We start from the raw sequence: 14884 nt of genomic DNA, 5'->3' as shown, positions 1-14884 counted from the left end.
GCCCATGCCGCCGTCGTGGCGATACCCGCCGAGGAGGCGGTGGTCGGTCGGCGTCAGCCGCCGTTGTCCTCGTCGTCTTCGGGCGTCGTACTGCCTTCTTCGGACGGGGTCTCCTCGTCGCACGGCGGCTGCATGAATCCGCCGCACTCCTCGTCGGTGGAGTCGTCGGTCGGCGTGTCGGTCGGATCGGACGTCGGCTGCTCGGTGTCGTCGTCCTCTTCGCCCTCCTGGCACGCCTCACCGTCCCAGGTGCCGCCGTCCGCTTCGCATTCCTGCTGCGCCTGTTCGTCCTGGACGCCCGCGCACAGGGCGTCGTCGGGTTTCGCGGCGCAGAACGCGCCCCCTTCGAGCGGGCCGCCGGCGTTCTCGATGTCCCAACTGGTCACGTTGCCCTGGTCTTCGACCCTGCCGTCCCACTCCTCCTTGTCCCAGTCCTTCTTGTCGAGGACGCGGTCCATGGCGGTGAACCACACCGGATAGGCGGTGTTGGAGCCGAAGACGTTGTTCGGATCGTCGTCGACGTCGGCGATCGGGTCGGATTCGGAGGTCAGGTTGCCGACCCACGCGGCGATGGACAGCTGCGGGATCGCGCCGACGTACCAGGCGTGGGCGTTGTACGAGTCGGGGTAGTCCTCGCCGTCCTTGTCCTTGCCGCCGGCCTCCCAGGTGCCGGTCTTGCCGAAGTAGTCGCGATCGAGCTCTTCGCCGGTGGCGGACTCGCCGGAGATCTCGGAGCCGATCCACTGGAGGTTGCGGGCGGTCTCCTCCGAGATGACCTGGCCGGAGTCGAGCGAGCCCTCGAACGGTTCGACGACCTGGCCGGTGTTGTCCTTGACCTCGGCGACGAAGTGCGACTCGTTGTAGAAGCCGTTGTTGGCGATCGTGGCGTAGATCGAGGCCATGTCGCGCACGCTCGTCGGGTACTGGCCGAACGCGATGTGGTTGTAGAACGGGTCGGTCGGGTTCTTGCCGCCGATGTCGCACGGGACGGCCTCGTCGGCCGCCAGGAACAGGCCGTCGAGGTTGACGATCGGGTTGCAGTTCTCGTCGACCTGGATGTCCGCGTAGATGTCCCAGTTGCCGGAGGCGTCCACGACCGAGTTGCCCTCGGCGTCGACGGCGGTGCCGTGCTGGGTGTAGGTGCCGTCGTCGTTCATCACGTAGTTGATGCTGACGTCGTGCGGCGTGCCCTCGTCGTCCTCGATGGTGCGGGCCTGGTTCATCACCGACAGGCCCATCTGGTCGGCGAGGTCGAGGATGGTGCTGGCGTCGTACTGCTCGGCGATGGAGTACATCGGGGTGTTCTTCGACTTGCGGACCGCGTCGGTCAGGGTCATCTCGACCTGCGAGTTCTGGCTGCCGTTGCGCAGCGTGCAGTCGGGGTAGTCGCCGCCGCCGATGCACTCCTCGACGTCGTCGAGGGTGAGCGAGTCGAACTGGCGGGGCGAGCTGCCGTTGAACCAGGACTCGGTCGAGTCGCCGCTCTCGAGCGCGGTGGCGGCGGTGACCATCTTGAACGTCGAGGACGGCGGGTGGGGCGACTCGGCCCCGGCCTTGTCGACGCCGAAGCCGTTGTCGCCGCCGTAGTAGCCGAGGACGGCGCCGGTCTCCGGGTCGATCGCGACCATCGCCGTCATCATGTACTCGGGGAACTTCTCCAGGGCCGCGTCCTCGTTGCTGTTGACGAACTGGGCGTAGCCCTCGTCGGTGAGGATCCGCTCGGCCTGGGCGGCGTCGACGACGGCGCCGTCGGCGTCGACCGGTTCGCCCGCCTCGTTGGTCTCCACCGCGATGTCGCCGCGGGAGCCGGTGGACTTGAGCGCGGCCTGGATCTCCGGGTCGACGGTGAGGGTGACGGTGTAGCCGCCGCCCTCGGGGTTGTCCTCGCCGCCCTTGAGCATCTCCCTGGTGATGCCGTAGCGGTCGAGGAGCTCGTCGAACACGTAGCCGTCGAGCTCGTTGATGAGGAAGCCGACGTCGGTGTTGCCGCCCCAGGAGCCCGAGGAGTTGAACTCGTCGATCGGCGTGGGGTAGGCGAACTCGTCGCGCTCGGACTGGGAGAGGTCGCCGGTCTCGACCAGCGAGTTCATCGCGAAGTTCCAGCGCCCCTGCGCGGCCCCCTCGTCGTACGCGTCGGTGTAGTACGGGTCGTAGTAGCCGTTGGGGGACTTGACCTGCATGACCATGAACGCGGCCTGGTCGTAGGTGACGTCCTTCAGCTCCACGCCGAAGTAGTTCTTCGCCGCCGCCTCGATGCCGTAGGCGCCCCGGCCGAAGTAGGCCATGTTGAGGTAGGCGGTGATGATCTCATCCTTGGAGTACTCCGACTCCATCTTCATCGCCATGGCCGCTTCGCGGGCCTTGCGGTCGTAGGAGATCTCCTCGCGCGCTTCGAGGACCATGCCCGCGTACTGCTGCGTGATCGTCGAGCCGCCCTGCGTCTCGCCGCCGGTGACGTTGTTGACCAGGGCGCCCATGGTGCGGACGTAGTCGACGCCGCCGTGGTCCCAGAACTTGCGGTCCTCGAGCGAGACGAGCGCGTCGGTGACGGTCTCGGGGATCTCGCCCACCTCGGCCTGGAGGCGGAGGGTGTCGCCGTAGGCGCCGGCCTGGGTGGTGCCGTTGGCGTAGTAGAACGCCGACGACTCGCCCTGGCGGAAGACGTTCTCCAGCTGCGGGGCGCTCTGGATGAAGTAGGCGCCGGTCACGGTCACGGCGCCGACGAGGAGGACGCCGAGGGCGATGAACGTGGCGAACATCTTGCGGCCCAGGCGCTTGCGCTTCTTCTTGCCGGTGTCGGGGTCGAGGTCGGCCTCGCCCAGCGGTCCCTTGCCGGCGCGGCGCCTGCCGCCCGGACCCGATCCGGCGCGGCCGGCGCGGTCCTCGCGCCCGCCCGGGCGCGCGGAGGTGACGCTGGCGGAGCCGACCGAGGCCGAGCCCACCGAGGCCGAGCCGACGGAGGCGGAGCCGACCGACGCGCGGCCGGTGCGTCCCGGGCCGCCGACGGGTGCGGCGCCCGAGGCGCCGCCCACGGACGCGGAGCCGGAGGCGCGGCCGACGGAGGCGGACCCGCGGCCCACGGACGCCGAGCCCGAGGCGCGGCCGACCGAGGCCGAGCCCGAGGCGGGGGTCCCGTACGGCTGCTGCTGCGGACGCGGCCGGGGCGCGCCGCCGCGGCCCTGCGGCGACTGCGGCTGGCCGCCGCCCCACCCGTAGTCGGACTGGCCGGAGCCGGCGTTGCCCGAGGGGTTGCCCTGGGCGCGACCGCCCTGCTGGCCGCCGCCCCGCGGCCGTCCGTCCTCGGGGGGCGGGGCCGGACGATATCCGTAGTCGCTCATTGCTCAACCATCCACGTGCTGTACAACCCAGGCTTGGGCCGGGTCTTGCCGGTCGGCCCGGTGCACCCGGCGCGCGGCATCCCGAGGGGGACGCGCCCGGCGGACCGGCGTTCGCAAAGGTCTACTCCCGGCATGGGGGTGGCCGGTCGTCTCGCAGTTTCGCACACTGAACCTGAGAGGACTCTGCTAGATCGCTTGGTGGGGCCGAGCTTAACGGATGCAGACCCCCCTGAACAGGGCGCGGAGGCGCGCCTTGACGTGATTTCCGACGGCACGCTATGCTCACTCCGATGTATCGCTCCGATACATCGCTTTGTTAGATCGCCGTGTGAGAGGAGGGACGAGATGCTTGAGCTGGCCGTATTGGGGCTCCTGCACGAGACCCCCATGCACGGTTACGAGCTGCGCAAACGCCTCCTGGCCCTGCTCGGGGCCATCAGGGCCGCGTTCAGCTACGGCTCCCTCTACCCCACCCTCAAGCGGATGCGTCAGCGCGGACTCATCGTCGAGGAGACCCCGGTCGAGGGGACCATTGAGAAACCGCTGCTGACCGGCCGGAGGGCCCGCAAGGTCTACCGGCTCACACCCGAGGGCAAAGAGCACTTCTCCCAACTCATGGCCGAGGCCGGACCCGAGTCCGCCGACGAGGCCCTGTTCGGGGTGCACTTCGCGTTCTTCTCCCGCACCGACCCGGCCACCCGCCTGCGCATCCTCGAAGCCCGGCGCCGCCGGGTCGAAGAGCGCCGCGAGCGGATCCGGGAGGCGCTCTCGCGCACCGCCGAGCGGCTCGACGCCTACGGGCTCGAGCTCCAGCGGCACGGCCTGGAGACCGCCGAGCGGGAGGTCCGATGGCTCAACGAGCTCATCGCCACGGAAGAGGGCCGCGGCCCTCGGCAGCGCACCGATTTCGGCGATCCGATCGCCGAACCGGGACGGATCGACTCCGCCCCGGCCCAGGGAACACCCGATCCGGCTGCGAGCGCCGGAGACCCAAATAAACAAGGCAAAGGAGGCATGCGCGATGGGTAAGCTGCGCGTAGCCATTGTCGGCGTGGGCAACTGCGCCTCTTCGTTGGTTCAAGGCGTCGAGTACTACCGCGACGCCAAGCCCGAGGACCGGGTTCCCGGCCTCATGCACGTCCAGTTCGGCGACTACCACATCAACGACATCGAGTTCGTCGCCGCATTCGACGTCGACGCGAAGAAGGTCGGCCAGGATCTCTCCAGCGCCATCAACGCCTCGGAGAACAACACCATCCAGTTCGCCGAGGTGCCCCCGACCGGCATCCCGGTCCTGCGCGGCCCCACCCACGACGGCTTGGGCCAGTTCTACACCGAGATGGTCACCGAGTCCTCCGAGGAGCCCGTCGACGTGGTCGCCGCGCTCAAAGAGGCCCGGGCCGACGTCGTCGTCTGCTACCTGCCCGTGGGTTCGGAGACCGCCGCGAAGTTCTACGCGCAGGCCTCCATCGACGCCGGCGCCGCCTTCGTCAACGCCCTCCCGGTGTTCATCGCCTCCGACCCCGAGTGGGCCGAGAAGTTCACCGCCGCCGGCATCCCGATCGTCGGCGACGACATCAAGTCGCAGGTCGGCGCGACCATCGTGCACCGCGTCCTCGCGAAGCTCTTCGAAGACCGCGGCGTGCGCCTCGACCGCACGTACCAGCTGAACTTCGGCGGCAACATGGACTTCATGAACATGCTGGAGCGCACCCGCCTGAAGTCGAAGAAGATCTCCAAGACCCAGTCGGTCACCTCGCAGATCCCGCACGAGATGCGGGGCGCCGACGTGCACATCGGCCCCTCGGACCACGTCCCGTGGCTGACCGACCGCAAGTGGGCCTACATCCGGCTCGAGGGCACCACCTTCGGCGACGTCCCGCTCAACGCGGAGCTGAAGCTCGAAGTGTGGGACTCGCCGAACTCCGCGGGCGTCATCATCGACGCCGTCCGCGCGGCGAAGATCGCCCTCGACCGCGGCCACGGCGGCCCGGTCGAGAGCGCCTCGAGCTACTTCATGAAGTCCCCGGCCAAGCAGTTCTCCGACGAAGAGGCTCGCGTCTCCGTCGAGAACTTCATCGCCGGGCTGTAGCGCAGCACGCCTCCCGAGGGGGACCCCTTCGCCGGGCCGGACCGCACCGCGGTCCGCGCCTTCGCGAGAAATGGGGTCCCCCTTGGCATACACCGGAGTTATCCTCGGACGATGCGCACCGACGGGCACGTTCGCAGCCTCGCGGGCAACCGCCGCTTCCGGCACCTGCTCGCCGTGCGGCTCACCTCCCAGGCCGCCGACGGCATGTTCCAGGCCTCGCTCGCGCTGTCGGTGTTCTTCAACCCCGCCCTCGGCGAGGCCTCCGACCCGTTCCGGTACGCCGCCGCCGTCGCCCTCCTCCTGGGCCCCTACTCGCTGCTGGGCCCCTACGTCGGCACCGTCCTGGACCGCTTCAGCCGCCGCAACCTCATCGGCGGCGCGAACCTCGCGCGGGCCGCCCTCATGATCGTCATCGCCCTCACCCTCGCCGGCGGCTTCAACTGGACGTGGGTCCTGTGCGCGATGGTGGTCCTGGCCGCCAACCGGTTCGTGCTCGCCGGACTCGGCGCCTGCCACCCCCAGGTCGTGCCCCCCGGCGACCTGGTCACCGCGAACTCCCTCGCCTCCACCCTCGGCGCCCTCGCCTACGGCCTCGGCCTCGCCACCACCGGCGTCGCCAAGCTCGTGGACTCGAACATCTCGTACTCGATGCTCGCGCTCGCGGCCGGATGCGGCTACCTCGCCTCGGCGTTCATCGTCTCGGCGTCGTTTCGCCGCGGCGACCTCGGCCCGGTCGAGGACGCGTCGGGAGGCGGCCTGTGGCAGGGTCTCGCCGCGACCAACAAGGGCATGTGGGAGGGGTTCAAGCACCTCGGCCGCCGCAGGGGCCCGGCCCTGGTGATGGCCGTCCAAGGGCTGCACCGGTTCCTGTACGGCATCGTGTTCATCATCGCGATCGCCCTGTTCATGGGCTTCTTCTGGGACCTCGAATCCGACCCGACCCGCAGGACCACGATCTCCTGGCTCCTGGTGCTCGCCGTCCTCGGCAACATCGGCGTGCTCGCCGCCGCCCTCAGCACGCCCCGCGCCACCCGCGCGTGGGGCCCCAAGAACTGGACCGTCGTCCTCATGGCCCTGTGCGCGGTCGTCGTCGCCGCCCTGGCCGGGACCATGGAACCGGTCATGTTCGCCGTCGCGGTCCTGCTGGTCAACATCGCCTCCCAGGGCGTCAAGATCACCGTCGACACGAGCATCCAGCGCAGCGTCGAGGACGCCTACCGCGGCCGCGTCTTCAGCGTCAACGACACCGTCTACAACGTCGGCTACCTCGCGGGCCTGTTCGCCGCGGCCCTGGTCGTCCCCAGGGACGGCTACGCCCCCGGCACCCTCGTCGGCGTCGCCCTCTCCTACGGCCTGATATGCGTCGGATACGCCTACCTCGCGCGAGACGACGCACCGTACGATTCACATTCATGGAGCCCAGCCGCCCCCGGAGCGAGACCGAGCACGAGCGCCTAGGAAGCGGTGCCGGATACGAGTCCAGCCCCGTCGCCGCCGACCCCTACCGCGGCACCGCCCCCTGGCAGCGCGAGGGCGGCAGCTCTTGGAAGCGCGGCCTCGCCGGACTGGGCGCCGTCCTCCTCACCGCCGGATCGATCAGCGCGGTCGCCTGGCTCGCCTTCCGCGACGACGACCCCGCCCCCGAGGACCTCGGCGAGGTCATCTCCGCGCGGTGCAACATCACCGAGGCCGACGAGGACGCCGGCGGCGTCGACCCGATGGAGCCCGGCGCTCCCGCCGAGCGCTCCATCGCCACCGTCCAGACCAACTACGGCGACATCGCCGTCCTGCTCTGGGGCGACCTCGCCCCCTGCGGCGTCGAGGCCTTCACCCACCTGGCCCAGACCGGCTTCTACGCCTCGCACGCGTGCGACCGGCTCACCACGCAGTCGGTCGACCCGACCGCGATCCTGCGCTGCGGCAGCCCCGGACTCGACCCGGCCGCCGAGGAGGAGACCGACGAGACCTACGGCCCCGGCTGGCGCTTCCAGGCCGAGACCGGCATGGCCGGCAACGACGTCGCCGACGTGCTCGCGCTCGTCACCGACGACCGCGGCCGCGCCGGCAGCGCCTTCGCCCTCATCCGCGGCGCGGCGATACCGACCGCCGGCGTCAGCGTCATCGGCGGCATCGTCGACGGATACGAGGTCCTCGACCAGATCGCGGCACTCTCCACCACCGTCGCCTACGACGACGTCCCGCCCGTGCCCGTCGAGGTCTGGGGCGTCACCGTCACCGACCTCGGCGACCTGCCCACCGGGCCCGACACCGTCGGCGAGAACACCCCCACCGCCGCGGGCACCACCGGCACCGCCGCGCCCACCGCCGACCCGACCGCGATCGGCACGGCGACGAGCACGCCCGGCGAGACCCCCACCCGGTAGGAACGCGAAAAGCCCGGTGCACCGCACCGGGCCGCACACCCGCCGAGCGGGCGGGAGGATCAGTCCTCGCCCTCCTTGGACGAGCCGGCCCGCTTCGCGTACTTGTCGACGTACTCCTGGCCCGTCAGGCGCCGGATCGCGTCCATCACCTCGTCGGTCACCGCCCGGATCACCACCCGGTCGTTCTCCATGCCCTTGTAGCGCGCGAAGTCGAGGGGCTTGCCCACGCGCACGCCCACCGGCGCCACGCGCGGGCGCGACTCGCCGATCGGCAGGACCTTCTCGGTGCCGATCAGCCCGATCGGCACCACCGGCGCACCCGAGGTCAGCGCCAGCCGCGCCACGCCCGGCTTGCCCCGGTACAGGCGCCCGTCGGGCGAACGCGTCCCCTCGGGGAAGATCGCGAACACCCGGCCCTCCTCCAAGACCTCCAGCGACGGCTCCAGCGACGCGGCGGACTTGCGCCCGCCCGAGCGGTCCACGGCCACCTGGCCGAGCGCCTTCACGGTCGAGGAGATGAGCTTGCCCTTGAGCCCCGCGCCCGTGAAGTACTCGATCTTCGCCATCGTCGCGATGTGCCGCTTGGTCGTCAGGCCCAGGAAGTAGTGGTCGGCCACGGAGAGGTGGTTGGACGCCAGGATCACCGGACCGGTCTCGGGGATGTTCTCTTTCCCGTCGATCCACGGCCGGTAGATGAGTTTGATGGTCGGAGCGGCCGTCCATTGCAGCGTCTTGTACAGCACGGTCTTCAGCTCTCCAGTGGTCTCACCCGGCGGCGGGAGGGTCGGGTTGCAGCCAATTATGGCTCGCAAACCGCTCCTGGCGAAACCCGCGAGCCATACGCTGCCGGGAAAAGGCGAGCGGCCCCGCCAGGAAGGCAGGGCCGAGTCTAAGGCATTCGCGACGGCTACAGGTACTGACCGGGACTGTGGTCGGCATCGTCACCGCGCGCGGCGCGCTCGGCCATCACGGCCCGCAGCTGCGGAGGGAGATCCTCCCCACCCGCGGTCAGCGCCTTCAATTCGCCCGAGCGCATCTGGTCGAGCTGCAGCCGCGCGGCCATCTGCTGCGCGACCAGCGCCGCCTGGATGCCGTGGAACAGCCCCTCGAGCCAGCCCACCAGCTGCGCCTGCGCTATCCGCAGCTCGGCCTCGGACGGGATCTCGTCGGCGCTGAACGGGAGCGAGAGCCGCTCCAGCTCGTCGCGCAGCTCCGGCGCGAGCCCGGTCTCGAGCTCGGTGATGGAGCGGGCGTGTATGTCCCGCAGGCGCTGGCGGCCCTTGTCGTCGAGTTCGGCGCCGCGGACCTCCTCGAGGAGCTGCTTGATCATCGAGCCGATGCGCATGACCTTGGCCGGCTCGGGGACCAGCTTGGTCGGGTCGGACTCGTAGCGGTCCTCGTCCCGGTCCTTGGTCGCGGCGGCGGCCGCCTCGGCCAGCGTGACCGGGTTCCCTTCGGCGTCGACGATGAGCAGTTCATCGTCCTCGCCGTCCCGCTCGTCGTAGCCGTCCTGCTCCGGGTCGGTGTTCGCTTTGCTCATGGTCGCTGTGGCCCCACTGTCGTTTCGATGCACCGTCGTGGCGGGACTCCCCTGGCCCCGCGGTGATGCCGGTTCCGGTCCTCTTCCCTGAGCCTAACGCGGGAGACCGGAGGGGTGTTCCCGGTCGCGATTCGGCCGGAGGGAAGGGGCCGGGATAGCACAAGAGCCCGGTGGTCGAAACCATCGGGCCCTGCCTGTGCGCGAGGGGGGACTTGAACCCCCACGTCCTTACGGACACTGGCACCTGAAGCCAGCGCGTCTGCCATTCCGCCACTCGCGCGAGTGTCAGTACTTGCGACGCGACGATATTACCGTGCTTCGGTTCCGCACTACAACGGGGTATTGCCCCGCTTGAGTCCTAGGACACTCACAGGAGCGTGCGCAGGCGCCCGACCGGCTGGTCGCCGCCGTGGACCTCCGGCCACAGGAGCGCGTCGACCTCGGGCTTGGCGCCCTCGGGGACGGCGAGCCCGCCGACGGTGGTGAGCGCGCGCAGTGCGACGGGCGTGGAGGCCCGACCGCCGCCGTCGTCGATCTTCACGGCCGCGGCGCCGACGCCGGGGGCGGCGATCACGTGGACGCCTTCGGCGCCGCCCTTGGCGAGCAGCCCGGGCAGGGCGGCCATCATGCGGTGGTCGGGGCCGCGGGTGCCGTCGACGAGGATCGGGTTGGCGCGCATGGCGTCGGCGACGCGTCGCTCCGGGGTCCCCTCGGGGGCCTCGACCAGGCGCGAGAACGCGCGGGCGAGGCCGGTGAGGGAGACGGCCAGGACGGGCGCGCCGCAGCCGTCGACGCCGACCGCGCCGACGCTCTCGCCGGTGAGCTCCTCGACGGTGGCGGTGATGAGCCGCTGGAGCGGGTGCTCGGGGTCGCGGTAGGCGCCCGGGTCCCAGCCGGCGGCGGCGCAGGCGGCGAGCATCCCCGAGTGCTTGCCCGAGCAGTTCATGTACAGGCGCCGGGGCCCTTCGCCCGCGGCGACGACCGCGTTGCGGGCGTCGGGGTCGCCGGGGAGGTCGGGCGGGCACTGGAGGTGCTCCTCGCCGAGTCCGGCGTGGCCGAGCACGGAGCGGACGCGCTCGAGGTGGACCGGTTCGCCGCGGTGGCTGGCGCCCGCGATGGCCAGGTCGGCCTCGGAGGCGGGCTCCCATCCGGCGCGGAGCATGGCGAGGGCCTGCATGGGCTTGTTGGAGGACCGGGGGAAGACCGGGTGGTCGGCGTCGCCGATCGCGGCGACGCGGTGCCCGGCGGGGTCGGTCACGGCGACGCTGCCCCGGTGGAGGCTCTCGGTGAAGCCGGACCGGCAGATCTCTGCGACGAGTTCGCCGCCGCGGTAGGAAGCTGTCATACCGCGAGGCTAATCCCGTCGTTATTGCCGCGCGGCCTGATCGCCCGCGATGAGATCCGCGTCGGGGTCGGCGGCGACCGAGCGCTTGATCATGGCGAGCGCGATCTGCCCCAGCTCAAAGTGCTGGACGGCGGTGCCGATGAAGCCGATCTCCTTGCCGTCCAAGGTTACCGGGGTGCCGGTGGCGGGCGGCTGCTCGACGGTGCCGTCGAGGTGGAGCATGACGAGGCGCCGGGGCGGCTGGCCGAGGTGGTGGACCTTCGCGACGGTCTCCTGGCCCCGGTAGCAGCCCTTGTCGAGGTGCACGGCGGCGGCGAGCCAGTGGGCGACCTCGTGCGGGACGGTCCGCTCGTCGGTGTCGACGCCGAACGCGGGGAGCTTCGCGGCCACGCGCAGGGCGTTGTAGGCCCAGGTGCCGGCGAAGGGGACCGGTTCGTCCTCGGTGAGCGCGTTGCCGATGCCGTCGCGGGGGACGAGCTGGTCGAAGGTGGGGCGGCGCAGCGCGTCGGTGCGGCGCAGCCACCCCGCGCGGGGCAGGGCGACGCCGGGGTTGACGGTGGTGGGGACGGCGAGGAGGTCCTTGGAGGCGAACTTCGCGATCGGGACGGGCTGGCTCACCGGGCCCTTGGCGAAGTCGTCGGCGCCGGGGTGCTCGCCGGTGTCCTTGCCGACGTAGGTCATCAGGGCCCATTCGCCGGAGGCGTCGCGGATGTCGACCTCGGTGCGGAACTTCATGAGCTCGAGGTATTTGAGGAGGGCCTCGCCGCGGCCGGGCTCGGTGTCGAGCCAGGTGGTCTCGCCGTCGTCGTAGACGTTCGCGTGGTGCTCGATGCGGCCGGTGGGGGAGAGGACGAGCGTCTCGGTGCCCTGGTGGGGCTTGAGGCTCGTGAGGTGCTGGGTGGTGAGCGAGTGGAGCCATTCGAGGCGCTGGGGGCCGGCGACCGAGATGACGTCGCGGTCGGAGCGGTCGAAGAGGGTGCCCGCGGCGGGGTCCATGGCCGTGCGCTGCTCGGTGAGCGGGCCGCCGTAGTGCCAGGCGGTGCGCCCGCTCTCGGTGGCGACGGCGCCGGGGGCGCCCAGCAGCGGGGACGGTGTGTTCTCGGTCATTCGTGCTTCTCCAGGCATTCGGCGCAGGTTCCGAAGACGGCGACGTGGCCGACGTCCATGACGAAACCGGTGGCGTCCGCGACTTCCTCGCGCGCGTTCGCGAACATGGCGGGCTCGACTTCGGTGATCCGGCCGCAGCGGTGGCACACCAGGTGGGCGTGGCCCCTGTCGCCGGACAGGTGGTAGGTGGGGGCGCCGTGGGAGAGGTGGGTGTGGGAGACCAGCTGGAGTTCTTCGAGCAGGTCGAGGGTGCGGTAGACGGTGGTGATGTTCACGCCTTCGACCTGGCCGCGGATGCGCTCGTGGATCTGCTCGGGCGTGGCGTGCCCGAGTTCGCGGACCGCCTCCAGGACGAGTTGGCGCTGCGCCGTCATGCGCAGCCCCTTGGAGCGCAGCACCGCGGCGAGCTCGGTCTCGGCCTCGGCTTCGGTGGGCATGAGTGCATCGTACTGCGCCCGCCCTGGACCGGGCGCATGCTCCGAGGGGCAGAATGAGGCCATGGCACTAGTCACCGCAGTACTGCACCGCGGCGTCGTCGACTCCGACGCGCCGCTCCTGTGCGCCGACGACCTCGGAGTCCTCCGGGGCGACGGCGTCTTCGAGACCATCAACATCCGCGACGGGCAGGCCTTCCTGCTCTCCGAGCACCTCGACCGCATGGCGAACTCCGCGCGGCGCATGGAGTTCGAGCTGCCCGCGAAGGCGGACATGGCCCTCCTGGCCGAGCAGGCCCTGGAGGCCTGGCGCGAGCGGGCCGAGGGCGAGGGCGCTCTGCGCCTGGTCGCCACGCGGGGCCGCGAGCACGGCGGGCCGCTCACCGTCTACGCGACGGTGGACCCGGTGCCGCGCGAGCGGATCCTGCCGCGGCGCGACGGCCTGAAGGTCGCCACGGCGACCCTGGGGGTGAATGCCGACGCGCGGGGTGAAGCCCCGTGGCTTCTAGGCGGCGTGAAGGCGCTGTCGTACGCGTCGATGATGGCCGTGACCCGGTGGGCGAAGACGCAGGGCGCGGACGACGCCCTGTGGGTCTCGGCCGACGGCTTCGCGCTGGAGGGCCCGACGTCCTCGCTCCTGTGGCTTGAGGGGGAGACCCTGTGCACCACGCCGACCTCGTCGGGGATCCTCCCGGGGACCACGAGCGCGTACCTGCTGGAGCAGGCGCCGAAGGCCGGGCTGAAGACGGCCGAGCGCCTGATCTCGGTGGGGGACTTGAAGAACGCGGAGGCCGCGTGGCTCAGCTCCTCGGTCCGTGGTGTGGCCTTCATCACCCAGATCGACGGGGAGCCGGTCGCGCAGCGGCCTGACATCACGGCTGAGCTGGACAAACTCGCGGGCTTCGCGGTGCCTTCGTAACGGTTGAATATCGTTTCCCAGGTTCTTCCCAGGCTCGGCACAGGCCACGTTCAGAGACGGTCCTCATAGTAATGAGTGTTCCGGTCACGCCGACAAGCCAAACGGACGGACATGGGCAGTCTTCCGGGAGGCACGGAACAATCCGGGGGCACAAAACCAGTAAGGGCAATCGGGCACAGCCCTACTGGTGCCAATGAAAAGTGGAGCTCCTCCACTTTATCGGGGCCGCAGCGAATGGGCAAGCGCTGCGGCCCCATTAATGTGTCACAGGACCGACACGAAACCGTATCGGTACCAATGGACCTCGTACTCCGCTCCCACTGCTTCCGCACTCGCCAAGGGCGCCGCGCCCGGTTCAGCCTGCGAGGACCTTGCCGGGGTTGAGGATGCCGAGCGGGTCGAGCGCCTCTTTGATCCGGCGCTGCACCGCGAGATTGACCGGGTCGAGTTCCTTTGCGAGCCAATCGCGTTTGAGCATGCCGACGCCGTGTTCGCCGGTGATGGTGCCGCCCATGGCGAGTGCCATCTCCAGGATCTCGTCGAACGCGGCCTTCCCGGCGGCGAGGGACGCGGGGTCCTCGGGGTGCACGATGATGTTCGGGTGGAGGTTGCCGTCCCCGGCGTGGGCGATCACGCCGATCACGACGCCGTGCCTGGCCGCGGCGGCCTGGACGCCGTCGAGCGCTTCGGCCAGGCGCGAGCGCGGCACGGCCACGTCGTCGACCAGGACCGTCCCGAGCCGCTCCATCGCGTGGTAGGCGCTGCGCCGCGACTCCAGGAGCGCGTCGGCCTCCTCGGCGTCGGTGGCCCGGTAGACCTCCGAGGCGCCGGCGCCGCGGCAGAGCGCCTCGATCGCGGTCAGCTCCTCGTTCGGGTTCGCGTCGGCGCCGACGAGCAGCAGCGCGGCCGCTTCGACGGGCAACCCCATGGGCCGCAGGGCTTCGAGGGCCCGCAGGTGGGTGTTGTCGATGAGTTCGAGCAGGCTCGGCTGCGCGCCGGAGGCCATGATCGCGGTGACGGCGCGCCCGGCGTCCGCGGTGGTGCCGAAGACCGCGGCGAGCGTGAGCCGCTCGGCCGGGACCGGTGAGAGCTTCACGGTCGCTTCGGTGATGATCCCCAGGGTCCCCTCGGAACCGCAGAACAGGCGCACCAGGTCGTACCCGGCGACGCCTTTCGCGGTCCGGCGCCCGCACCGCATGACCTCCCCGGAGGCGAGCACGACTTCGAGGCCGAGCACGTATTCGGGGGTGGTGCCGTACTTGACGCAGCACATGCCGCCGGCGCCGGTGGCGATGTTCCCGCCGATGGTGGAGATCTGCCAGGAGCCGGGGTCGGGGCTGTAGCGCAGCCCGAATTCGGCTGCGGCGGCGGAGATCGCGGCGTTGAGGACGCCCGGCTGGCAGACCGCGAGCCGGTTGACCGGGTCGACCGACACGATCGCGTCCATCCCGGAGAGGTCGAGCAGGACCGCGCCGTCGACGGCCGTGGCCGAACCGGCGAGCCCGGTGCGGGCCCCTTGGGCCACGACGGGGGCGCCGTACTCGGCGGCGATCCGCACGGTCGCGCTGACCGTCTCGGTCGACCTCGCCCGCACCAGGACCGCGGCGCGCCCGGGCGGCACGAGCCCGGCGTGGTCCACCGAGTGCGCGGCCAGGATGTCGGCATCGGTCACGGGTTCGAGACCGGCCTCGCTCAGCGCGGAGATCAGATCGCTCATCCCGCGAG

At 70.8% G+C, this 14884-nt stretch carries 12 protein-coding genes and 1 tRNA gene; 5 read left to right on the top strand and 8 right to left on the bottom strand.

What is annotated here, in order from left to right; genetic code table 11:
- Positions 1-53: 53 nt before the first annotated feature.
- Positions 54-3338: a transglycosylase domain-containing protein gene (locus tag BLQ63_RS10575; protein WP_091033229.1), complete on the bottom strand. Its 3285-nt coding sequence runs from the start codon at positions 3336-3338 to the stop codon at positions 54-56.
- Positions 3339-3683: 345 nt separating this feature from the next.
- Between BLQ63_RS10575 and BLQ63_RS10570 the strand changes: the two genes are divergently transcribed.
- The 4 genes from BLQ63_RS10570 to BLQ63_RS10555 all read left to right on the top strand — a co-directional run bounded on the left by BLQ63_RS10570 (position 3684) and on the right by BLQ63_RS10555 (position 7814).
- Positions 3684-4367: a PadR family transcriptional regulator gene (locus tag BLQ63_RS10570; RefSeq protein ID WP_091033226.1), complete on the top strand. Its 684-nt coding sequence runs from the start codon at positions 3684-3686 to the stop codon at positions 4365-4367.
- Positions 4360-5430 (top strand): inositol-3-phosphate synthase, encoded by a 1071-nt coding sequence (locus BLQ63_RS10565; RefSeq protein WP_091033221.1) that lies wholly within the window; start codon positions 4360-4362, stop codon positions 5428-5430. The genes BLQ63_RS10570 and BLQ63_RS10565 overlap by 8 nt, the downstream gene beginning before the upstream one ends.
- A gap of 111 nt (positions 5431-5541) precedes the next feature.
- Positions 5542-6888, top strand: coding sequence for an MFS transporter (locus tag BLQ63_RS10560; RefSeq protein WP_091033219.1), 1347 nt, complete (start codon positions 5542-5544; stop codon positions 6886-6888).
- A complete protein-coding gene (locus BLQ63_RS10555; RefSeq protein WP_177154875.1) occupies positions 6843-7814 on the top strand; it encodes a peptidylprolyl isomerase in 972 nt (323 codons plus the stop codon). Before BLQ63_RS10560 ends, BLQ63_RS10555 begins: the two co-directional genes overlap by 46 nt.
- Positions 7815-7873: 59 nt before the next feature.
- Here BLQ63_RS10555 and BLQ63_RS10550 read toward each other — a convergent pair whose 3' ends face one another.
- The 6 genes from BLQ63_RS10550 to BLQ63_RS10525 form a co-directional block, all read right to left on the bottom strand.
- Positions 7874-8626, bottom strand: a complete 753-nt coding sequence (locus BLQ63_RS10550) for a lysophospholipid acyltransferase family protein (RefSeq protein WP_245680933.1) — start codon at positions 8624-8626, stop codon at positions 7874-7876.
- A gap of 95 nt (positions 8627-8721) precedes the next feature.
- Entirely contained in the window at positions 8722-9354 is a 633-nt protein-coding gene (locus BLQ63_RS10545; protein ID WP_091033211.1) for a bacterial proteasome activator family protein, read from the bottom strand.
- 197 nt (positions 9355-9551) lie between these two features.
- Positions 9552-9634: transfer RNA gene (locus BLQ63_RS10540), tRNA-Leu, on the bottom strand.
- A gap of 87 nt (positions 9635-9721) precedes the next feature.
- Positions 9722-10699, bottom strand: a complete 978-nt coding sequence (locus BLQ63_RS10535) for an asparaginase (protein WP_091033208.1) — start codon at positions 10697-10699, stop codon at positions 9722-9724.
- A 21-nt stretch (positions 10700-10720) separates the two neighbouring features.
- The gene (gene ygfZ, locus BLQ63_RS10530) at positions 10721-11806 is read right to left on the bottom strand and encodes a CAF17-like 4Fe-4S cluster assembly/insertion protein YgfZ (protein WP_091033204.1); all 1086 of its coding nucleotides are present in this window, start codon (positions 11804-11806) and stop codon (positions 10721-10723) included.
- The gene (locus BLQ63_RS10525) at positions 11803-12243 is read right to left on the bottom strand and encodes a Fur family transcriptional regulator (protein ID WP_091033201.1); all 441 of its coding nucleotides are present in this window, start codon (positions 12241-12243) and stop codon (positions 11803-11805) included. The genes ygfZ and BLQ63_RS10525 overlap by 4 nt, the downstream gene beginning before the upstream one ends.
- Before the next feature lie 61 nt (positions 12244-12304).
- Between BLQ63_RS10525 and BLQ63_RS10520 the strand changes: the two genes are divergently transcribed.
- The gene (locus BLQ63_RS10520) at positions 12305-13159 is read left to right on the top strand and encodes an aminotransferase class IV (protein ID WP_091033196.1); all 855 of its coding nucleotides are present in this window, start codon (positions 12305-12307) and stop codon (positions 13157-13159) included.
- Positions 13160-13514: 355 nt separating this feature from the next.
- On the opposite strand, the gene BLQ63_RS10515 is transcribed toward BLQ63_RS10520, so the two are convergent.
- On the bottom strand, positions 13515-14876 hold the full coding sequence (locus BLQ63_RS10515) for an FAD-binding oxidoreductase (RefSeq protein WP_091033193.1): 1362 nt from the start codon (positions 14874-14876) through the stop codon (positions 13515-13517).
- Between the last annotated feature and the right edge of the window lie 8 nt (positions 14877-14884).

The sequence above is a fragment of the Glycomyces harbinensis genome (assembly GCF_900101745.1).
Classification (GTDB): domain Bacteria; phylum Actinomycetota; class Actinomycetes; order Mycobacteriales; family Micromonosporaceae; genus Glycomyces; species Glycomyces harbinensis.
The sequence above is the reverse complement of the archived record's forward strand: the minus strand, read 5'-3'. Positions and strand labels throughout refer to the sequence as shown.